The 20390-nt window shown below is 66.1% G+C and carries 24 protein-coding genes and 1 tRNA gene; 11 read left to right on the forward strand and 14 right to left on the reverse strand.

Annotated elements, in window-relative coordinates; genetic code table 11:
* Positions 1-113 precede the first annotated feature (113 nt).
* Complete coding sequence (locus tag ASE90_RS15725; RefSeq protein ID WP_056002882.1) at positions 114-926, forward strand: IclR family transcriptional regulator; 813 nt, start codon at positions 114-116, stop codon at positions 924-926.
* A gap of 358 nt (positions 927-1284) precedes the next feature.
* On the opposite strand, the gene ASE90_RS15730 is transcribed toward ASE90_RS15725, so the two are convergent.
* Both ASE90_RS15730 and aroA read right to left on the reverse strand, forming a co-directional pair.
* On the reverse strand, positions 1285-1908 hold the full coding sequence (locus ASE90_RS15730) for a (d)CMP kinase (protein ID WP_056002885.1): 624 nt from the start codon (positions 1906-1908) through the stop codon (positions 1285-1287).
* Positions 1905-3236 carry a 3-phosphoshikimate 1-carboxyvinyltransferase gene (aroA, locus tag ASE90_RS15735; RefSeq protein ID WP_056002888.1) on the reverse strand — a complete coding sequence of 444 codons (1332 nt, stop codon included), beginning with the start codon at positions 3234-3236 and terminating at the stop codon, positions 1905-1907. The genes ASE90_RS15730 and aroA overlap by 4 nt, the downstream gene beginning before the upstream one ends.
* Positions 3237-3334: 98 nt before the next feature.
* On the opposite strand from aroA, the gene ASE90_RS15740 reads away from it, so the two are divergent.
* From ASE90_RS15740 to ASE90_RS20230, 3 genes are all read left to right on the forward strand, one after another.
* A complete protein-coding gene (locus ASE90_RS15740) occupies positions 3335-3652 on the forward strand; it encodes an FYDLN acid domain-containing protein (protein ID WP_056002892.1) in 318 nt (105 codons plus the stop codon).
* 118 nt (positions 3653-3770) lie between these two features.
* Positions 3771-3846 (forward strand) — tRNA-Ala (locus ASE90_RS15745).
* A gap of 496 nt (positions 3847-4342) precedes the next feature.
* Positions 4343-4498, forward strand: a complete 156-nt coding sequence (locus tag ASE90_RS20230; RefSeq protein ID WP_162233628.1) for a hypothetical protein — start codon at positions 4343-4345, stop codon at positions 4496-4498.
* A 25-nt stretch (positions 4499-4523) separates the two neighbouring features.
* On the opposite strand, the gene ASE90_RS15750 is transcribed toward ASE90_RS20230, so the two are convergent.
* Positions 4524-5828, reverse strand: a complete 1305-nt coding sequence (locus ASE90_RS15750; protein WP_056002895.1) for an MFS transporter — start codon at positions 5826-5828, stop codon at positions 4524-4526.
* Between the two features lie 123 nt (positions 5829-5951).
* On the opposite strand from ASE90_RS15750, the gene pgsA reads away from it, so the two are divergent.
* Genes pgsA through ASE90_RS15765 form a run of 3 tightly spaced genes read left to right on the forward strand, consistent with a single transcriptional unit; the run spans position 5952 to position 7218 of the window.
* A complete protein-coding gene (gene pgsA, locus ASE90_RS15755) occupies positions 5952-6518 on the forward strand; it encodes a CDP-diacylglycerol--glycerol-3-phosphate 3-phosphatidyltransferase (RefSeq protein ID WP_056002897.1) in 567 nt (188 codons plus the stop codon).
* A complete protein-coding gene (gene moaD, locus ASE90_RS15760; RefSeq protein WP_056002900.1) occupies positions 6518-6775 on the forward strand; it encodes a molybdopterin converting factor subunit 1 in 258 nt (85 codons plus the stop codon). Before pgsA ends, moaD begins: the two co-directional genes overlap by 1 nt.
* On the forward strand, positions 6772-7218 hold the full coding sequence (locus ASE90_RS15765) for a molybdenum cofactor biosynthesis protein MoaE (protein ID WP_056002903.1): 447 nt from the start codon (positions 6772-6774) through the stop codon (positions 7216-7218). The genes moaD and ASE90_RS15765 overlap by 4 nt, the downstream gene beginning before the upstream one ends.
* A 323-nt stretch (positions 7219-7541) precedes the next feature.
* Here the strand turns inward: ASE90_RS15765 and ASE90_RS15770 are convergent, their stop codons facing one another.
* Positions 7542-8216 carry a fasciclin domain-containing protein gene (locus tag ASE90_RS15770; protein ID WP_056002906.1) on the reverse strand — a complete coding sequence of 225 codons (675 nt, stop codon included), beginning with the start codon at positions 8214-8216 and terminating at the stop codon, positions 7542-7544.
* 104 nt (positions 8217-8320) lie between these two features.
* A complete protein-coding gene (locus ASE90_RS15775) occupies positions 8321-9220 on the reverse strand; it encodes a hydrogen peroxide-inducible genes activator (RefSeq protein WP_056002909.1) in 900 nt (299 codons plus the stop codon).
* Between the two features lie 126 nt (positions 9221-9346).
* On the opposite strand from ASE90_RS15775, the gene ASE90_RS15780 reads away from it, so the two are divergent.
* Positions 9347-9889 carry a peroxiredoxin gene (locus tag ASE90_RS15780; RefSeq protein WP_056002912.1) on the forward strand — a complete coding sequence of 181 codons (543 nt, stop codon included), beginning with the start codon at positions 9347-9349 and terminating at the stop codon, positions 9887-9889.
* A 114-nt stretch (positions 9890-10003) separates the two neighbouring features.
* Entirely contained in the window at positions 10004-10525 is a 522-nt protein-coding gene (locus ASE90_RS15785; RefSeq protein WP_055822545.1) for a carboxymuconolactone decarboxylase family protein, read from the forward strand.
* Between the two features lie 190 nt (positions 10526-10715).
* On the opposite strand, the gene ASE90_RS15790 is transcribed toward ASE90_RS15785, so the two are convergent.
* Positions 10716-11477 (reverse strand): sulfite exporter TauE/SafE family protein, encoded by a 762-nt coding sequence (locus ASE90_RS15790; RefSeq protein ID WP_056002915.1) that lies wholly within the window; start codon positions 11475-11477, stop codon positions 10716-10718.
* A gap of 151 nt (positions 11478-11628) precedes the next feature.
* Here ASE90_RS15790 and epsC point away from each other — a divergent pair, with 151 nt between their 5' ends.
* Positions 11629-12312 carry a serine O-acetyltransferase EpsC gene (epsC, locus tag ASE90_RS15795; protein WP_056002918.1) on the forward strand — a complete coding sequence of 228 codons (684 nt, stop codon included), beginning with the start codon at positions 11629-11631 and terminating at the stop codon, positions 12310-12312.
* The gene (locus ASE90_RS15800; protein WP_056002921.1) at positions 12312-12653 is read left to right on the forward strand and encodes a DUF2794 domain-containing protein; all 342 of its coding nucleotides are present in this window, start codon (positions 12312-12314) and stop codon (positions 12651-12653) included. The genes epsC and ASE90_RS15800 overlap by 1 nt, the downstream gene beginning before the upstream one ends.
* Positions 12654-12707: 54 nt before the next feature.
* Here the strand turns inward: ASE90_RS15800 and ASE90_RS15805 are convergent, their stop codons facing one another.
* The 8 genes from ASE90_RS15805 to ASE90_RS15840 all read right to left on the reverse strand — a co-directional run bounded on the left by ASE90_RS15805 (position 12708) and on the right by ASE90_RS15840 (position 20335).
* The gene (locus tag ASE90_RS15805; RefSeq protein WP_056002923.1) at positions 12708-13733 is read right to left on the reverse strand and encodes a hypothetical protein; all 1026 of its coding nucleotides are present in this window, start codon (positions 13731-13733) and stop codon (positions 12708-12710) included.
* 204 nt (positions 13734-13937) lie between these two features.
* On the reverse strand, positions 13938-14351 hold the full coding sequence (locus tag ASE90_RS15810) for a Fe-S oxidoreductase (RefSeq protein WP_156361621.1): 414 nt from the start codon (positions 14349-14351) through the stop codon (positions 13938-13940).
* A 78-nt stretch (positions 14352-14429) separates the two neighbouring features.
* Positions 14430-15122, reverse strand: a complete 693-nt coding sequence (gene phoB / locus ASE90_RS15815; protein WP_056002930.1) for a phosphate regulon transcriptional regulator PhoB — start codon at positions 15120-15122, stop codon at positions 14430-14432.
* Between the two features lie 2 nt (positions 15123-15124).
* Positions 15125-15826 (reverse strand): phosphate signaling complex protein PhoU, encoded by a 702-nt coding sequence (gene phoU / locus ASE90_RS15820; protein WP_056002933.1) that lies wholly within the window; start codon positions 15824-15826, stop codon positions 15125-15127.
* Positions 15827-15836: 10 nt separating this feature from the next.
* Positions 15837-16619, reverse strand: a complete 783-nt coding sequence (gene pstB, locus ASE90_RS15825; RefSeq protein WP_056002936.1) for a phosphate ABC transporter ATP-binding protein PstB — start codon at positions 16617-16619, stop codon at positions 15837-15839.
* A complete protein-coding gene (gene pstA / locus ASE90_RS15830; RefSeq protein ID WP_082449878.1) occupies positions 16619-17830 on the reverse strand; it encodes a phosphate ABC transporter permease PstA in 1212 nt (403 codons plus the stop codon). Before pstA ends, pstB begins: the two co-directional genes overlap by 1 nt.
* 91 nt (positions 17831-17921) lie before the next feature.
* Positions 17922-19304 carry a phosphate ABC transporter permease subunit PstC gene (pstC, locus tag ASE90_RS15835; RefSeq protein ID WP_056002939.1) on the reverse strand — a complete coding sequence of 461 codons (1383 nt, stop codon included), beginning with the start codon at positions 19302-19304 and terminating at the stop codon, positions 17922-17924.
* Positions 19304-20335: a substrate-binding domain-containing protein gene (locus ASE90_RS15840; RefSeq protein WP_056002942.1), complete on the reverse strand. Its 1032-nt coding sequence runs from the start codon at positions 20333-20335 to the stop codon at positions 19304-19306. The genes pstC and ASE90_RS15840 overlap by 1 nt, the downstream gene beginning before the upstream one ends.
* Between the last annotated feature and the right edge of the window lie 55 nt (positions 20336-20390).

Here is a 20390-nt window from a genome sequence, read left to right on the forward strand (position 1 = left end):
TGCCTGTCGCTACCGTAAGATGATACAACGTATCAAGCATTTTGTGCGATGCAGCGACGATGGTACGGCGCATCGGGTTGCACGGGCAGCATTTTTTGGCGAGGGTTGCGCCCATGACCACCGTTGTCCCCGACCCCGCCGCCGAACCCGATGCCGACGCCGGGGACGATCGCCGCTATCGTGCGCCCGCGCTCGAAAAGGGCCTCGACATCCTCGAACTGCTTGCCGGTTGTGCGACGCCGCTGACGCTGACGCAGATCGTGCAGCGGCTGGGGCGGTCGCATGGCGAATTGTTCCGGATGGTACAGGTGCTCGAATATCGCGGCTATCTGACGACCGAGACGGGGGGCGAGGGCTACAGCCTGAGCGACCGGCTATTCTCGCTCGGCATGAACCAGCCGCGCACCCGGTACCTGATCGAGGTCGCGTTGCCCGAAATGCGGCGGCTGGCGCAGGACACTGGCCAGTCGTGCCACGTCGCGGTCCATACCATGGGCGACATGGCGGTGGTCGCGCGGATGGAGTCGGCCGAACAGCTCGGTTTCTCGGTCCGCGTCGGCTATCGCCGGCCGCTGTTGCAGGCGGCGTCGGGGGTGGTGCTGTATGCGTTCCAGCCCGACGACGTTCGCGCCCGCTGGGAAAAGCTGCTCGACCCGCAACCCGATGCCGAGGCGCTGGCGGCGTTCCGCGCCCATGCCGACGAAGTCCGCCAGCGGGCGGTCGAACGCACCCCCAGCCGCTTCGTCAGTGGTGTGACCGACCTGTCGGCCCCGATCCTGCGCGGCGGCGCGGCGGCGGCGGCGTTGACCATGCCCTATCTGGCGAAGCTCGGCGAACCCGACGCGATCGATGCGGCGGCGGCAGCGGTGCAGGCCGCGGCGGCACGGATTTCCGCGCAACTGGTGGACGACGACCACCATCCTTGACGACGGATGTCAGGTTCGGCCGTAGCGGGACCCGTGGTATGGATTCGCGGGCTGCACGTCCGGCGAGTTCTCCCCGCCTCCCTCTTTCTTCCTGCAAAGGCGGGGATGGGGACGCCCGTTCGAAGTGCACCATGTGAGATTGCAGGAATGCCTCGGCCGGCGTCCCATCGCGCCGCCGCCTTGTCGGTGGTGCACTTCTTTCGTGAACTCGGGGAATCCATACACTCTGTCGTCCCCTGCCTGCCAAGCCGTCGGCGGCAATGGATTCCCGCCTTCGTGGGAATGAGGAAAGCGGTGGTAGGATAAGAGGATAGCATGGCGGGAGTGACCGAGGGTCGGACGGGTAAGTCGCTGTACCTTACCCCTTGCGCTGGCCCTCGACGATCGCGATCGCGCGTTGCACCGATGCCTCGATCGACAGGAAGCTGGTGTCGAGCGGGGCGGCATCGGCGGCCATTACCAGCGGTGCAGTGGAGCGCGACGAATCGCGTTCGTCGCGGGCGCGGATATCGGCGAGGACGCGGTCGTAGGTGACGGTCGATCCGGCCTTGGCGAGTTCGGCGTGACGGCGGCGGGCGCGGATCGCGGGGGTGGCTTTCACGAACAGCTTGGCATCGGCATCGGGGGCGATGACCGTGCCGATATCGCGGCCGTCGAGCACCGCGCCGCCGGGTTGTTGCGCGAATTTACGCTGGCGGCGGAGCAGCGAGGAGCGGACCAGCGGGTGGGCGGAGACGATCGAGGCGGTCTGGCCCGCCTCGTCGGTGCGCAGCCACGGATCGGCAAGCAACGTGTCGGGAAAGTCGCAGGCGGCGACGCAATCGGCTTCGCGCGTCGGGTCCTGCCCCTCGCGCAGCACCAGCGTCGCGACCGCGCGGTACAGCAGCCCGGTGTCGAGATGCGGCAGGCCGAAATGCTTCGCCAGCGCCCGCGCGATGGTGCCCTTGCCCGATGCCGCCGGGCCGTCGACGGCGACGATCACAGCGACGCGCCGAGGCCACGCAGCAGCGTGGTGAAGGTGGGGAAGCTGGTGGCGACCGGGGCCATGTCGTCGATCGTAACCGGGGCCGTGCTGACCAGGCCGGCCACGACGAAACTCATCGCGATGCGGTGATCGAGCTTCGCGGCGATGGTGCCGCCGCCGGGCAGCGGATCGCCGCCGGTGCCGTCGATGATCAGGCCGTCTTCGGTCTCCTCAACCCGCGCGCCGATCGCGCGCAGCCCTTCGGCCATGGTGGTGATGCGGTCGCTTTCCTTGACGCGCAGTTCTTCGAGACCGCGTGCCGTCGTGCGGCCCCTGGCCAGCGCGGCGGCGACGAACAGGATCGGGAATTCGTCGATCATCGACGGGGCGACCGCCGGATCGACCTCGATTCCGGTCAGCGTCGAGGCACGGACGACCAGATCGGCGACCGGCTCGCCGCCGACATCGCGGGGGTTTTCGAAGGTGATGTCGCCGCCCATCGCGCGCAGCACGTCGAACAGCGCGGCGCGGGTCGGGTTGAGGCCGACATTGGTGATCGTGACATGGCTGCCCGGCACCAGCAGCGCGGCGACGACCGGGAAGGCGGCGGAGGACGGATCGCCGGGAACGGTGATCGTCTGCGGCTTCAGTTCCGCCTCGCCGTGCAATTCGATGACGCGGCCGGCGGGGGTTGCCTCGACGGTCAGCTTCGCGCCGAAGCCGGTCAGCATCCGTTCGCTATGGTCGCGGGTGGGCACGGGTTCGACGATGCGGGTGATGCCCGGCGTGTTGAGGCCGGCGAGCAGGATCGCCGACTTCACCTGTGCCGAGGCGACCGGCAACGTATAGTCGATCGGCACTGCGGGCACGATCCCGCGCAGCATGAGTGGCAGGCGACCGCCGGGGCTGGCGGTGATCTCCGCGCCCATTTGGCTTAGCGGTTCGATGACGCGGCCCATCGGCCGCTTGCTGAGCGAGGCGTCGCCGGTGAAGGTCGCGGTGATCGCATGGCTCGACACCAGCCCCATCAGCAGCCGGGTCGAGGTGCCCGAATTGCCCATGTCGAGCGCGGTGGCGGGTTGCAGCAGCCCGCCCACCCCGACACCGTCGATCGTCCAGATCCCGTCGTCGCCCCGCATGATCGTCGCGCCCATCGCGCGCATCGCGGCGGCGGTGGACAGGACGTCCTCCCCCTCCAGCAGGCCGGTTACGCGGCTGGTGCCGACCGCGAGCGCGGACAGCATCAGCGAACGGTGGCTGATCGACTTGTCGCCGGGAACCGGGGCGGTGCCGGTCAGCGGACCGCTGGCGGCGACGGACAGGGGCGTGGGGGCGGCGTGGTGCATGACCGGCGGCTTTGACAGCGCGTGCCCGCTATGGCAAGGCGCGCCCCATCCCGGGGGTCTGCCCCGTTTTTCCACGACACCGAAAGGTTTGGCTACACATGGTGAAGCCGGAATGGGGTACGAAGCGTACCTGTCCGAAATGCGCGACGCGCTTCTACGATCTCGGCAATGACGAGCCGGTCACGTGCATCAATTGCGGCGTGCACTGGAATCCCGAACCGATCCTGAAATCGAAGCAGCCGCTGCCGTTCGAACAGGTGAAGGTCGAGAAGGAAGGCGCGAAGGACGCCGATCTGGGCGACGATCTGGACATCGAGGGCGACGACGAGCCGTCGGCCGACGACGATGTCGATCTGGGTGGTGACGACGACCTGGGCGTCGACACGACCGACGAGGACAGCGACGCCGAGCGTTGATGTTTTTGGCAGGCGGGCGATAAAAGCCGCTTGCCAAACCCGCGCCCTCCGCATAGAGGGCGCTCCTCCCCGCAAGGGGACGAAGCCGCCGACCAGCAGCGGCTTTGGAAAAATGGACGGGGCCGTAGCTCAGCTGGGAGAGCGCTGCAATGGCATTGCAGAGGTCAGGGGTTCGATCCCCCTCGGCTCCACCATTTCCAAAAGACCCCGCGGCGACGCGGGGTTTTTTGTTGCCTGCGCCCGGTGATCCGAACACGATATGCGGTGTACCGCCAACGCAGCTGCACATAGGTGGCAAAACGGTCGAGAAGCCCGCGCGATTAAACCAGTATAGCGAACGGAACAGCAACAGCCGCTAGCGCAAATCCCCTATGATTGGGGTCCAAGCGCTGCCATATCGTTCGCGACTGTTCGCATTTTCCGGGTTACGCGCCGCCGACCGCGTGCTGATCGACGCATTGCTCGATCAGCGTCAGCGCAGCATCGCACCGCACCGCACCGCACCGCACCGCACCGCACCGCACCGCACCGCGCCGCGACATCGTGTCGGAAGGCGCGGTGTCGCGATTCGTGCATCTCGACCGGACGGTGGCGGTGGCGGAGTAGCCCGTGTCGTGCGTCCCGCTTCCGGACGGGCGGGGCACGATCGGCGTTGGGCGAAATCGTGATTAATTCGTTAAGGCGGTCATGATGAAACCGCAGCCGATCACTCCGCGCCGCCACCCGTTCCGTGCCAGCCTGCCCAAGCTGGCGAGCGTGCCGCTGTCGAACGAGGACAGCGACCTGAAGCTGTTCGCGGTCAGCTTCACCGCGTTCTTCATCTGCTTCTATACGTTCCTGCTGTAGGACACGGCGCCGGCCTTCGTCGCGTTCAGGCCGGACAGCCGTCTTTGCACGCCTTGTTCAGCCGTGCGGCGAGCCATGCCGAGATCAGACACATGCCAGCGACGATCAGCAGCATGTCGGTCGGACCCAGCCCGGCCTTGGTCAGCAGGATCACGCTGATCGCGCCGACGGTCATCGACGCGCAGTTGACGACATTGTTCGCCGCCACCGTCCGCGCGGTCTGATCCTTGGTCACGGTGGTGGTCAGGAACGCATAGAGCGGTACCACGAACATCCCGCCGAAGATCGCGATGAGCGCCAGCGTGCCGAGCAGCAACAGCGACTGCGGATGGGTCACGAAGTCGACGACACCGTAGAGGGTGTCGCCCGGCGCCGGCACCCAGTTGCGCGCCTCGAAAGCGAAGGCCAGCACGAACACCGCCATCGCGACCACCGATGCGGGCGAATAGCGCGCGGAAATGCGGCCCTTCAGCAGCGCGTTGATGATGACCGATCCGATCGCGACCCCGACTGAGAAAATGGCGATGGTCAGCGACGCGACCTGCTGGTCGGCGGTCAGGACGTTCTTCACCAGCACCGGGAAGATCACGATCAGCACCGACCCGATCGTCCAGAAAAAGCTGATCGACAGGATGGCGAGGAACAGGCGACGGATATGCATCGTCGCGGCGATCAGATGCCACGACGAGGTCAGCGGATTGAAATTGATCGTGAGTTCGGGGCCGCTGCGCGGGGCCGGCGGCACGAAGCGCGCGGTGAACCAGCCGATCAGCGACACGACCACCACCAGCCCGGCGGCCCATTCGACGCTGATCCAGCCGGCGACGATCGTCCCGGTCAGCACCGACAGATAGGTCGCCGCCTCGATCAGGCCGGTGCCGCCCAGCACCTGATCGTCGTCGAGATGCTGGGGCAGGATCGCGTATTTGATCGGCCCGAAGAACGTCGAATGGACGCCGAGCATCACGACCGCGCTGAGCATCATCACCACGCCGGTCGTCACATAGCCGGTCCGCGCGATCAGCATTCCCGCCGCGCCATACAGCATGATGCCGATTTCGGCCGTCTTGACGATGCGGATGATCCGCGCCTTGTCATGCGTATCGGCGAGCTGGCCCGACAGGGCGGAGAGCAGAACGAACGGCAGGATGGCGAGGCCGGTGGCCAGCGCGTTGAAATTCTGTTCGCTCGCCGGGTCGCGGAACAGTTGGTAGGTCGCGAACAACACCATCGCATGTTTGAACAGGTTGTCGTTGAACGCCCCCAGGAACTGGGTGACGAACAGCGGCAGGAAACGGCGCTGCTTCAGCAACCCCAGCGCATTCATCATTCGAAAAACGACCTAGTCAGTGTCCCCGCAGGGTGTGGCGGCGGTGTAGCCGAGCCGAGCCGCCCGCTTCAATCGCCGATTGCCGCTTTCGCGCGAGGGTGCCGGGATGCTAGACGACCCGTCGTGTTGACGCTTCCCAATATCCTGACGCTGTCGCGTATCCTGGCGGTGCCGCTGCTGGTCGCGTTCCTGTGGTGGCCGGTGTGGGAGGCGGGATATGCCATCGCCTTCGCCCTTTATTCGCTGATGGGAATTACCGATTATTTCGACGGTTACCTTGCGCGGGCGCAGGGCACCGTGTCGAAGCTGGGTGTGTTCCTCGACCCCATCGCCGACAAGATCATGGTCGCGGCGGTCATCCTGATGCTGGTCGGCACGCGGCATGACGTGGCGATCATCACCGGCATCCACCTGATCGCCGCGCTCGTCATCCTGCTGCGCGAGATCGCGGTGTCAGGCCTGCGCGAGTTCCTTGCCGGCATTCAGGTATCGTTGCCGGTGTCGAAGCTGGCCAAGTGGAAGACGACGTTGCAACTGGTCGCGTTCGGCGCGCTGATCCTCGCCGGGGCGGTGCCTGCCTATGCGTTCGTCCATGTCACCGGGCTGGTATGTCTGTGGGGCGCGGCGGTGCTGACCGCCATCACCGGCTGGGACTATCTGCGCGTCGGTCTGAAGCACATGGACAGCTGATGCCGATCGACATCCTCTATTTCGCATGGGTGCGCGAGGCGATCGGGCAGGGCGGCGAACGGGTCGACCCGCCCGCCGACGTGACCACCGTCGCCGGACTGATCGACTGGCTGGCGGCGCGCGGCGGCGGCTATGCGGTCGCGTTCGAGAATCGCGACCGGCTGCGCGCGGCGGTCGATCAGGCGTTCGTGCCGCTCGACACCCCGATCGCGGGCGCGCGCGAAGTGGCGATCTTTCCCCCGGTAACCGGCGGATGATCCGCGTCGTCGTACAGGACGCGCCGATCGATCTGGCGGCGGAATTCGTCGCTGCCGAGGCGGAAGATGCCGGGGCGGTGGCGACCTTCACCGGGCTAGTGCGCGGCGATGACGGTGTGACCGAACTGGCGCTCGAACATTATCCGGGGGCCACCGAGCGCGCGCTGGAGGCGCTGTGCGAACAGGCCGTGGCGCGCTGGGATCTGGCAAGGGCGGTGGTGGTTCACCGCGTCGGGCCGATGGTACCCGGCGACCGGGTGGTGTTCGTCGCCACGACCGCGCGGCATCGCGGCGCGGCACTGGAGGCGTGTGCGTTCCTGATCGACCGGTTGAAGACCGGTGCGCCGTTCTGGAAGCGTGAGCGCCGTGGTGGTGATGCACGCTGGGTCGAGGCGCGGTCGAGTGACGATGCTGCAGCGGCGCGGTGGGGGCCCGAAGCGTAGTATCGGAGCCTGTCCTTCGATCCGCTATTTCGATTTCGCTCGACGGCTGCGCAGAACGAATGGCCGAGAACTCAATCTGAAGCCGGCCTTACCCGCTGGGTTCGAGTAGCGATCGAGCGAAGTCGAGAGCGCGTATCGAGAACGGGGTTCCGCCAGGGTAACCTGTGAAGGGTTCGCCTGGAGCGGGGCGTTCTCGACGGACGCTTCTCGACAGGCTCGAAACTGCTAGAACCGAACGGAATTTTTTAGGGCGTAGGGCCATGCCAACGAAAAGCCGGGCGGGATCGCTCCCGCCCGGCTTCGTCGTTCGATCTGAACCCGGATCAGCCGAGCTTCGGGGCCAGCACGCCGTTCACGACATGGACGATGCCGTTCGACTGCTGCACGTCATATTGCGTGACATAGCTCTTGCCGCCGCCGACATCGGTCAGCACCAGCGCGCCGTTTTCCAGCGTCGCCTTGATCGGCTGCCCTTCGACGGTGGTCAGTGTGGCCGTGCCGCCGCCGGCCTCGATCTGTGACTTGAGCGCGGCTGCGTCGAGCTTGCCCGCCACGACGTGATAGGTCAGCACCTTGGTGAGCGATGCCTTTTGCTCAGGCTTCAGCAGCGTATCGAGCGTGCCGGGGGCGAGGCGCCCGAATGCTTCGTTGGTGGGGGCGAAGACGGTGAACGGACCCGGACCCGACAGCGTAGCGGTCAGGTCGGCGGCCTGCACTCCCTTGACCAGCGTCGACAGATTGCTCGCCTTCGATGCGTTGGCGACGATCGTCGCGGTTGGCAGCATCGGTGCGCCGCCTACCATCACCGGTGCGGTGGCGTTGGTGTTGACCTGTACGCCGGTCTGGACGGTGCCGACGGGGGTGGTCACGGTCGCGGTCGTACCGGTCTGTGCACCGGTCGTCGTCGTCGGGGCAGGCTGTGCCGGGGCGGTCTGGGCATGGGCTGCGCCGGCCAGCGACAGGGTGAGGGCGGCGGCGGAAATCGTAGCGCGAAACATCGGTTTTCTCCGGTGGTTGCGGTAAATTGATGCGCGGTGCGTCGCGCACCAACCCCGGAAATACGGTTCAACCGCAAAAACGGTTCCCGCCGGACGGAGCTGGATCAGCCCCGCTCGGCGGTCAGCACGTCGGCCAGCAGGCGGAAATCGCGTTCGCGCGGCGAGGCGCGCCGCCAGACCAGCGCAATGCGACGCTGGGCGTTTTTCGACTCGATCGGTCGAGCGGTGACCCCGGTATGTTCGAGGATGCCGGCGTCGATCGCCATCTGCGGCAACATGGTCGTGCCGAGGCCATTGTCGATCATCTGGACGATCGTGTGCAGCGACGTGCCCATCATCATCGCCTGCCCACGCACTTCGGGTTGTTCGCAGGCGCGCAGGGCATGGTCCTTCAGGCAATGCCCGTCCTCGAGCAGCAGCAGTCGTTCGGGATCGATGTCGTCGGCGACCAGCGGCGCGGTGTCGCCGCTGTCGTTGCCGGGCACGGCAAGCAGCAGCCGATCCTCGAACAGCGGCGCGACCTCGACCTCGCCACAACCATAAGGGAGTGCCAGCAGCACGCAGTCGGTGCGGCCGTGGTGCAGCCCCTCGCACGCCGCCGCGCTCGGTTCCTCGCGCAGGAACAGCTTCAGGTCGGGATAGTCGCGGCGCAGGCGGGGGAGCAGGCGCGGCAACAGGAACGGGGCGATGGTCGGGATGACGCTCATCCGCATTTCCCCCGACAGCGGGCGGCCGGCGGCGCGCGCCATGTCGGTCAGTTCCTCCGCTTCGCGCAGCACCTTGCGCGCCTTCAGGACGATGCTCTCGCCCAGCGGGGTAAACCGAACGACCCGGCGAGTGCGCTCGACCAGCACCACGCCGATCAGCGTTTCGAGTTCGCGGATGCCGGCGGACAACGTCGACTGGGTCACGAACGATGCCTCGGCGGCGCGGCCGAAATGGCCGGCGTCGTGCAGCGCGACCAGATACTGAAGTTGCTTGAGCGTGGGCAAGTACACCGACATGCGGCCCACTTATCGACTGCGCCGATCAATCCCAAGGGGAATTCCGATTGGAACGGTCCGTGCCGTACCCTATATCGCGATGCAGCAATTCACGGTGCGGCGACGCACCAAAAGAAAGGGCAATTCATGCTGACCGTTGGCGACACGCTTCCCGAATTCACCGTTCCCGTCCAGCAGGGCACCGCAGCGCTGCCTGCCGGCGAAACGCTGAGCCACGACGCATTCCCCGGCAAGTGGAAGGTGCTGTTCTACTGGCCGAAGGACTTCACCTTCGTCTGCCCGACCGAGATCGTCGGCTATAGCGAGCTGAAGGAAGATTTTGCCGATCGCGACGCCGTGCTGATCGGCGCGTCGACCGACACCGCGCATGTCCATCTGGCATGGCGCAAGTCGGACCCCGATCTGGCCGCCGCCGACTTCCCGTGGATCGCCGATAATGGCGCGGTGTTGGCCAGCAAGCTCGGCATCCTCGACAAGAACGAGCATGTCGCGTTCCGTGCGACCTTCATCATCGATCCCGACAACGTCATTCAGGCGGTGCAAGTCAACGGCCTGAACGTCGGTCGCAACCCGCAGGAAACGCTGCGCGTGCTCGACGCGCTGCAGACCGACGAACTGTGCCCGTGCAACTGGAACAAGGGCGACGACGTCCTCCAGGTCGCGGCCTGATCCTTTCGGGAGCTGGCGTTCGGTCCGCTCCCACCTTTTTTCGGCACCCCAGCGCAGACCCGGCGACGCGCCCGGTCGGCTGGGGTGTCGTGTATCTGCTGTATGGAGACGCCCATGTCGCTGAAGGAATTTGCGGGCCAGCTGCCCGATTTCGCCAAGGATATCCGCCTGAACGTCGGTTCGCTGCTGAACGAGACGGTGCTCGACCCGCAGAAGAAGTTCGGGACGATGCTCGCCTGCGCGCACGCCACCGGCCACAAGCCGCTGGTCGAGGCGGCCGAGGCGGAAGTCGCCGACAAGCTGTCGCCCGAAGCGGCGAATGCGGCGCGTGCGGCGGCGGCGGTGATGGCGATGAACAACGTCTATTACCGCTTCGTCCACCTCGCCAAGAACAAGGAATATGGCAATCTGCCCGCCAAGCTGCGGATGAACGTCATCGCCGCGCCGGGGATCGACAAGGTCGATTTCGAACTGTTCAGCCTCGCCGTGTCGGCGATGAACGGCTGCGGCATGTGCATCGACGCGCATGAGGACGTGCTGAAGAAGCACGGCGTGAAGGCCGAGGTGATCCAGGGCGCGGTGCGGATCGGCGCGGTGCTGGCGGCGGTCGCTACCGTACACGCTGCGGTGGCTTGAAGAAGATTGGGTTCACGCGAAGGCGCGAAGACGCGGAGTGATTGCGGCTTACGATCGTCCCGCGATAGCGGGACTGTCACTTCTGCCGCAGCGCACTAAACGGCTGATCGCTACGCGATCGGCTTCCTCTGGCGAGCCTCCTCCGCGTCTTCGCGCCTTCGCGTGAACCAATTCTTCCTCCTGAACAGACCTACGACAACGCCCGATACACACTGTAAAGGCTGGTGATCGTCAGCACGATGCCGACCAAGATCAGCAGCGTGCGCGCCGGGATGTGCTTGGCGAACATCGCCCCGAACGGCGCGGCGACGATTCCGCCGATCAGCAGCCCGGCGACGGCGGTGGTGAACGCCTCCAGCCCGAGATGGATCAGGAACGTCGCCGAGATGCTGACCGTCAGGAAGAATTCGACGGTGTTGACCGTGCCGATCGTCGTGCGCGGCGTGGCGCCCTGAACCAGCAGGTTGGACGTCACCACCGGCCCCCAGCCGCCGCCGCCCGCCGCGTCGAGGAACCCGCCGATCAGGCCCAGTGGGGCGATGACCTTCGGCTCCCTGGGCTTGGGCGGATGGCGCAGGCCGCGCCACAGCAAATAAAGGCCGATCGCCGCCAGATAGGTCATGACGAACGGCCGCGTCACCGACGCGTCGAGCGATGACAACAGATACGCGCCGGTCACGCCGCCCGCGACACCCGGCAGCAACAGCCGCCAGAACAGTTTCCAGTTCACGTTCTTGTGCAGCACATGACTGATCCCCGACACCCCGGTCGTGAAGCATTCCACCACATGGACGCTCGCCGAAGCGGTGGCGGGCGGCACACCGAGCACGCTGACTAGCAAGGTCGACGAAATTACCCCGAACGCCATGCCGAGCGCCCCATCGACGATCTGGGCGGCAAATCCGGCGGCAACGAATTCGGCCAGACGCGTCCAGTCGATATTCTCGAACATCCAAATTCCTTCGACATCGGCTCAAGCGGCGGACAGTGATGACGGCAAACGACAATGCCTACAAGATACATAGGGTTTGTTACGCCTACAGCATGGCTTGGCGGCGGGCGGCCGGGTGCTTACATGCGATCGTCGTTTAAGGGGATTGCCCATGTTCGCGCGGCTGGTGCGCTATTTGGATTCGATCAAGGCGCGGGACCCCGCGCCACGGTCGCGCGCGGAAATCCTGACGTATCCGGGCGTATGGGCGGTGGCGCTGCACAAGGTCGCGCACCGGTTGTTCAAGGCGCGCCGGTATTTCGCGGCGCGCTGCGTGAACCATATCGCCCGCTTCATGACCGCGATCGACATCCATCCTGGCGCGACGATCGGGCGACATTTCTTCATTGACCACGGTTTCGTCGTCATCGGCGAGACGGCCGAGATCGGCGACGGCGTCACCATCTATCAGAACGTTACGCTGGGCGGGACCAGTCCCGACAACGGGATCGCCGGCAAGCGCCACCCGACGATCAGCGACGGCGCGATCATCGGGTCGGGCGCGCAGGTGCTGGGGCCGATCACCATCGGCCGGCGCGCGCGGGTCGGCGCCAATGCGGTAGTGACGAAGGATGTGCCGGAGGGCACGACCGTTGTCGGCATCCCGGCGCGCCCGACCGTCGTCGAGGGTGGGCAGGCGGGCGACCCGCGCTTCGTGCCCTATGGCACGCCGTGCCGCGACATGTTCGATCCACAGACGCAGCGGATCGAGCTGTTGCGCTGCGAACTGGAAACGCTGCGCCGGCGGCTGGACGAAGTTCTGGCCGAACAACAGGACCAGCGCGACCGCGCCTGATGGGAGTCGTCACACCCTTTCCCGCCGCGCGCGAGCCGGGACAGATCGGGTTCGACCGCGCCGAACTGACGCGCATCCTCGATCTCTATGGCCGGATGGTCGCCGCTGGGCATTGGCGCGATTATGCGATCGATCTCGGACGTGAGGCGGCGGTGTTCAGTGCCTTTCGTCGTGCGACCGAACGGCCCGAATTCCGGATCGAGAAGCGGCCTTCCTTACGCAACAAACAGGGCATGTGGGCGCTGGTCGGCGAAGCGGGTGCGGTCGTGAAGCGCGGCCACGAACTGGGGCTGGTGCTGGCCCCGGTCGAACGACGGCTCATGAAGCTGGTAGAAGACTAAAAAAGGCGGCCCCGGTTGCCCGGGGCCGCTAGAGGTCGCTCACTAAGGAATGTTTCAGGCCATCGCCACGGGCGGTAGGCGTTCGCCCAGACTGCCGAGCACCCCAACTACCGTGCGGCGCATCGGTTGCCAGAATACCGACAGCGTCAGCAGCGCCGATCCGATGACGAAGGCGGTGAACGCCGCCGACAGTTCCACCGCGCCGGCCTTTTCGAACAAGGCGTAGAGCGCATAGAGGACATAGGCGAGGCTGGAGACCAGCAGCGCGCGGCGGTCGACGGCCAGCGCGACGATGCCGAACAGGATGTAGAGCGCGATCACGACCGCTGCCATCGGCAGCGTGACGCTGGGTCCGAACACGCCGAGCAACTGGAACAATGAATGCGCGATCAACGGCGCGGCGACGAGGTGCAGCCAGAAGGCGACGTCGCTGCGGCGGGTGCGACGATCGCGGTCGCTCATGTCCCAGCGCATCGCCGCGACGAACACGCCAAGGCCGCCGAGCAGAGTGATCGGGTAGACATTGTCCTTCAGCACCGGGAAGGCAGCGACCAGCAGCGCGGCGACGGTCGCGACCAGCGCAGCGGCACCGGCGGCGACGGTGATCGGCACCATGAACCGACGCCAGTGCAACCATGCCCCGCCGGCGGCGGCGATGCCGATGCCGGCAACGATCATTGCGGTGGTGCGGTCGGTCAGGTTCTGGGGCTCGAGTTCGACCATGACCCCGACCAGCGTGGCGGCGACCCCACCGACAAACGCGAGCAGCAGCAGGATGCTGGGCAGCGCCATGCGGCGACGCGCGGTGAAATATTCGGCAAGGAACCACGCGGCACCCGCAACGCCGAGGCCCCCCAGCGGCTTGAGGATGGTGCCCCCGATCCATGCGAGCGATACCAGCAGCAGGGCCAGCGCAACCGAGACGAAAATGTCGTTGAACCCGGTGAGCAGGCGGAAATGCTCTTCGTCGACCACCGGCGTCGCGCGTTGCCGCGCGATATGGGTGCGGAGGGCTTCGGCGGTGGCGGGCGACAACACCCCTGCCTCCACTGCGCCGTTCAGATCGCTCTCGCTGTACATGTTGCTACCTCCCTGTGTTGGTGGAGTATAGCAGTAGTGTATTGTTCGGACAATACGGTTGTTTTGGTGCCATCGATCGTAATTCCGGATCAGACCCGGTTTGATCGAAGGTCGGGCATTGTTGGTCGACCCTTCCCTTGAAACGACGCAAAAACGCCCCGCCGGTGAGGGCGGGGCGCTTGTTCGGCCATCAGGCCGGTGTGGTTACTTGCCGCCGGGGTTGCGGCAACCGTCCTTCACCGTCCGCGAACAGACCGGATAGCTCTGCGGCGCGGGCGGGGGCGGGGTTACCTGCGGCGGGGCGAAGGTAACCTGCGGGGTGCCCGCCATCGGTGCGTTCGCCATCGGGGCGGGCGGCGCCATCGGTGCGGCGGCCGGGTCCGGCTGGCCTGCCATCGGTGCCGGCGGGGGCGGCGGCGGCGCGTTGGGATCCGCCGGAGCGTTGGCATCGGGTGCCATCGGTGCAGGCGGCGGGGTCATGTTGTCGGCGGGCGGAGTCGGCGCACCCGGCGTACCGGGCTGCATCGTCGAATCGGCGGGCGGCGTGGTCGGTGGGGTCGTCTGGGCGACAGCGGCACTACCAATCAGCAGAGCGGCCATGAAAGCGACAGTCTTCATCGGAAGATTCCTTTTCGACTTGTTTCGTTTAGGCTGCGGTCCAAACGAGCCAAGTCGAAAAGGTTTCCTGTGCAGTGTTCAGCCGGTCGCGTCCAGTGCGTAGCCGGCCGACCGCACGGTACGGATAATGTCGGGCCGTTCGCCGATATTGATCGCCTTGCGCAGCCGCCGGATATGCACGTCGACGGTACGCGATTCGATGTCCGAATCATGCCCCCACACCGCATCGAGCAGCCGTTCGCGCGAAAATACCCAGCCGGGATGTTCGAGGAAGTGTTTGAGAAGACGGAATTCAGTCGGGCCGAGCGGCACGACTTCGCCGCCGCGCCGGACGCGGTGGCCGACCGTGTCCATTTCGATATCGGCATAGGTCAGCGCCTCGCCTGCCAGCGCGGGGCGGACGCGGCGGAGCACGGCGTTGACTCGGGCAACTAGTTCCCGCGGCGAAAACGGCTTGGTGACATAATCGTCCGCGCCGGTTTCGAGACCGCGGACCCGGTCCTCCTCCTCGCCGCGCGCGGTCAGCATGATGATCGGTACGTTCTGCGTTTCGGCCTGCCGGCGCAGCTGACGACAGACTTCGATCCCCGACAACCCCTCGACCATCCAGTCGAGCAGGACGATGTCGGGCGTCGCCTCACGCGCGAGGAGCAGGGCTTCCTCGCCCTCATGCGTGCGGACGACCTCGAAATCCTCGCGCTGGAAATGAAAGGCGATCAGTTCGGCGAGCGCCGCATCGTCTTCCAGCAGCAACATGCGTGCCTTGGTCATGATTATCCTGCGAATTCGGAAGTTTCACGCTCGGCCAAGGTCCGGCCGGTCGCGGCGAAATAGACCATTTCGGCGACGTTGGTCGCATGGTCGCCGATGCGTTCGAGGTTCTTGGCAACGAACAGCAGGTGCGCGACCTGGCTGATCGTCTTGGGGTTTTCGACCATATAGGTCACCAGCACCCGGAAGATGCTGTTGTAATAATCGTCGAGCGCATTGTCGCGCTTGCAGATTTCCACCGCCGCCTGTGCATCGCGCGCGGAAAAGGCGTCGAGCACGTCATGGACCATGTCGGCGGCGAGCTGTGCCATCGCCGGCAGGATGCTGAGCGGTTCGATGCGCGGGTCGTGCGTTTCGCCATGGATCGACGACACGCGCTTGGCGATGTTCTTGGCATAGTCGCCGATGCGTTCGATCACCGCCGCGATCTTCAGTGCCGCGACCACCTCGCGAAGATCGTCGGCCATCGGCGCGCGCAGCGCGATAACGCGGACGACCAGCTTCTCGACCTCCGCCTCGATCGCGTCGATCGCCTTGTCCTGCGCGCGGACCTGCTTGGCAAGTGCGGGGTCGTTGCGGGTCAGTGCCAGCATCGCGTCGCTAATCGCCTGTTCGGCGAGGCCGCCCATTTGCGAGATCAGCGCACGTAAATGCCCGATATCGCGGTCGAATGCCTTGACGGTGTGTTCGTGGCCGGTCGCCATCTCGTCTCCCTCAACCATAACGCCCCGTAATATAGTCTTTTGTGCGCTCTTGCCGGGGGTTGGTAAAGATGTCGGACGTACGGCCATATTCGACCAGCGTGCCGAGATGAAAGAAGGCGGTGCGTTGCGACACGCGCGCAGCCTGCTGCATGTTGTGCGTGACGATGGCGATGGCGTAGCGGCCGCGCAGTTCGTGGATCAGTTCCTCGATCTTGGCCGTCGCGATCGGATCGAGCGCGCTGCACGGTTCGTCCATCAGAATGACTTCGGGATCGACGGCGATGGCGCGGGCAATGCACAGTCGCTGCTGCTGCCCCCCCGACAGGGCGGTGCCGCTGTCCGACAGGCGATCCTTGACCTCGTTCCACAGCCCGGCGCGGGTCAGCGAACGTTCGACGATGCCGTCCATGTCGCCCTTCGACGCGGCGAGGCCGTGGATGCGCGGGCCGTAGGCGACGTTTTCGTAGATCGATTTGGGGAAGGGGTTCGGCTTCTGGAACACCATGCCGACGCGGGCGCGCAGCTGCACCACGTCCATCGCGGGGGAATAGATATCCTCGCCGTCCAGCCGGATGTCGCCGGTCACGCGGGCCGAGGCGACGGTGTCGTTCATCCGGTTCATCGTGCGCAGGAAGGTCGATTTGCCGCAGCCCGACGGGCCGATGAACGCGGTGACATGCTCCATGGCGATGTCGATCGACACGTCCTTGATCGCCTGTTTCTGGCCATAGAAGACGTCGACGCCGCGCGCGGACAGCTTCGGCACGGCGTTGGAGAGAGTGGTGTCGGTCATTACCAGCGGGTCTCGAAGCGATTGCGGAGATAGATGGCGAGCGCGTTCATCGCGAGGAGGAACGCCAGCAGCACGAGGATCGCGGCGCTGGTCTTTTCGATGAAGCCGCGGCTGACCTGATCGGACCACAGGAAGATCTGCACCGGCAGCACGGTGGCGGGATCGGCGAACCCCTGTGGCGGCTGGCTGATGAAGGCGCGCATGCCGATCATGAGCAGCGGCGCGGTTTCGCCCAGCGCGCGGGCCATGCCGATGATCGTGCCGGTCAGAATGCCAGGCAGTGCCAGCGGCAGCACGTGGTGGAACACGACCTGTACCTTCGACGCGCCGATGCCCAGCGCGGCGTCGCGGATCGACGGCGGCACCGCCTTGATCGCGTTGCGCCCGGCGATGACGATGACGGGCATGATCATCAGCGCCAGCGTCAGCCCGCCGACGATCGGCGCGGAGCGCGGCAGGTTGAGCGTGCCGAGGAACACGGCCAGCCCCAGCAGGCCGAAAATGATCGAGGGAACGGCGGCCAGGTTGTTGATCGACACCTCGATCAGGTCGGTCCAGCGGTTTCGGGGGGCGTATTCCTCCAGATACAGGGCCGATAGCGTGCCGACCGGGAACGCGATCGCCAGCGTGATCAACATCGTCATCAGCGAGCCTTTCAGCGCGCCCCAGATGCCGACCGCCGTCGGATCGGTCGAATCGGCCGATTTGAAGAAGTCCGCATTGAACCCGGTCGAGATCGTGCCGGCCTGTTCCAGCCGCGCGACCAGTGCCTCCGCCTGCGGATCGCCATCGGCCTTGGCGGCTTCCTCGACCGCCGGGGCGGCGGGGACGGGGATGGTGACCCGGCGCGACAGGATCGACGGGTCGGCCTTGATCGCGTCGCGGACGGTCAGCCATGCGCTGTCCGAGATGACGCGGTTGTCCTCGCCGAACGCCGCCGCCGCCGCGCCGTTGACGGCGTTTTCGACACCCGCGCCGGCCAGCGCCAGATCGGCGCCACGCCCCTGCAGCTGCGACCGTTTGACCTCGATCCCCGCGGTCGGGAAGTCGATCGGCAGCGCGACCAGCGTCCGCTGAAACCCGCCCGCGCCGCTGATCAACATGGTAACCAGCAGGAAGGCGAGGAACCCGGCCGACAGGACGACGGCGGCCAGCCCGAAAAAGCGGAAACGGCGTTCGGCGGCATAGCGGCGGCGGATGCGTTTCTGCATCACCCCCGTCTTCCAGTCGGTCGGCACGCGTTCCGGGACACGGGCGGGCACGTCGCGATCGATCGCGGGCGATCCGGCGACGTTCGCAGGACTATTCATACGCTTCCCGATACCGTTTGACGACGCGCAGCGCGACGACGTTGAGAAGGAAGGTGATCGCGAACAGCGTGAGGCCAAGCGCGAAGGCGGCGAGCGTCTTCGGGCTGTCGAACTCGGCCTCGCCGGTCAGCAGGTCGACGATCTGTTTGGTGACGGTGGTCGCGCTTTCGAACGGATTGAGCGTGATCGACGCCGCGCCCGATGCCGCCATGACGACGATCATCGTCTCGCCGATCGCACGGCTGACCGCGAGCAGGACGCCCGCGACCACGCCCGGCAATGCGGCAGGGAGCAGGACCTTGCCGATCGTCTCGCTGGTGGTGGCCCCCATGGCGAGGCTGCCGTCGCGCATCGACTGCGGTACGGCGGCGATCGAATCGTCGGCCATCGACGAGACGAACGGAATGATCATCACTCCCATTACCAGCCCGGCGGCGAGCGCGCTTTCCGAACTGGCGAACGGCATGCCGAGCATGACCGCGAGGTCGCGGATCGCAGGACCCACGGTCAGCGCGGCGAAATAGCCATAGACCACGGTCGGCACGCCGGCGAGGATTTCGAGGATCGGCTTCATCCATTTGCGGACGGTCGGCCGGGCATATTGCGTCAGGTAGACCGCGCTCATCAGCCCGAACGGGATGGCGACGATCATCGCGATCACCGCACCGATGAAGAAGGTGCCCCAGAACAGCGGCACCGCGCCGAGCGTCGCGCCCGGATCGTTCGAGCGGATGACCTGCGGGCTCCAGTTGGTGCCGAACAGGAAATCGGTGACCGGCACGATCCGGAAGAACCGCCAGCTTTCGATCACCAGCGACAGGAAGATGCCGAGCGTGGTCAGGATCGCGATCAGCGACGCGACCAGCAGCGCGAGCATCACCGCACGCTCGACCTGCGTCCGCGCGCGATAATCGGGACGGATGCGGGTAAAGGCGAAGGCGCCGCCGGCAAAGGCGAGCAGGATGGCGAGCGTGGTGCCGATCCAGTCGTAGCGGCTCTGCGCGTCGGCATAGGCCGGGGCCAGCACCTCCGCCTGGGGATTGAACGCGCCATAGGCGTTGCCGAGCGCCAGCGAGCGCGCCTCGGCAAGGATCGCCGAGCGTTCGAAGCCGGGGCCGGGCAGGCCGGTGGCGGCGGGCGTCGACAGCACGGAATCGCGGACCAGCGTCGGCGACACCGCGCTCCAGATGCTGAGGAACAGCAGCGCCGGGGCGGCGATCCAGATCGCCATGTGCCAGCCATGCTGGCCGGGCAGCGAATTGGGGCGATCGGCAGCGGTAAGGGGCTTGGCGAACCGGGCGGCGCGGGCGCAGGCGACCATCCAGCCGATCCCGCCGAACCCCAGCACCAACAGGATCAGCGTGACGCCGTGCATCAGTGCAGCTCCGCCGGGTTCATCGGCCTCTGGTTCGCAATCTCCGCCGCCGATTCGGCGCGGACCGCCGCCGGGGCGGCGATCATGCCGCGCCGGGTCAGCGGACCGCCCGGGTCCCACGACCTGGCATACATGGCGAGGAAGTCGTTCATGCCGGGCACGGGTTTGATGTGCGCCTTCTTCACATAGATGAATAGCGGGCGTGCGCCCGGATAGGTGCCGCCGGCGATGCTGTCATAGCTGGGCGCGATGCCATCGATCGGCACGCCGTGCAGCCGCGACTTGTTTTCCTCGAGATAGGAATAGCCGAAGATGCCGACCGCATTGGGGTTGGTCGACAGATTCTGGACGATCAGATTGTCGTTCTCGCCCTTGTCGACATAGGCCGCGTCCTCACGGATGCGGGTGCAGATGTCTTCGTAGCGATCCTTGTCGCTGTCCTTCAACGTCTTCACCCCCGGCACCGCCGCTTCGCAGGCGGGGACCATGATGAGTTCGACCAGCGCGTCGCGGGTGCCGCTGGTCGCGGGGGGGCCGAAGAACTGGATGGGAATGGCGGGCAGCGCCGGATTGATCTGGTTCCACATCCGCGCGGTGTTGGGCTTGCCCAGCGGATTGGCCGACAGCGCCATATACACGTCGCGCTTGCTGAGTTGCAGCTTGGGGCCATTGTTCGATTCGGCCAGCGCCACGCCGTCGACGCCGACCTGCACCTCCATGATGTCCTTCACGCCGTGCGACAGGCAGGTGGCATATTCCGACTTCTTCAGCCGGCGCGACGCGTCGAGGATATCGGGATGCTGCGGACCGACGCCTGCGCAGAACAGCGACGCACCCGCGCCGGTGCCGGTCGATTCGACCAGCGGCGCGCGCAGGTCGGGGTTCGCATTGACCAGCATTTCGGCCACGGCGGTGGTGAAGGGGTAGACGGTCGACGACCCGACGACGCGGATATGGTCGCGCGACGTCTGCGGCTCGCAAGCGACGAGCGCGAGGCCGAGGGTCAGGACGGACGCGATCCGACGGGTCATGCGGTTCCGGTTTCCAGAGGCGTATACGGTCATTCGCGACGCTCTGCCGTGCTCT

Source organism: Sphingomonas sp. Leaf67 (assembly GCF_001421965.1).
Taxonomy (GTDB): Bacteria; Pseudomonadota; Alphaproteobacteria; order Sphingomonadales; family Sphingomonadaceae; genus Sphingomonas.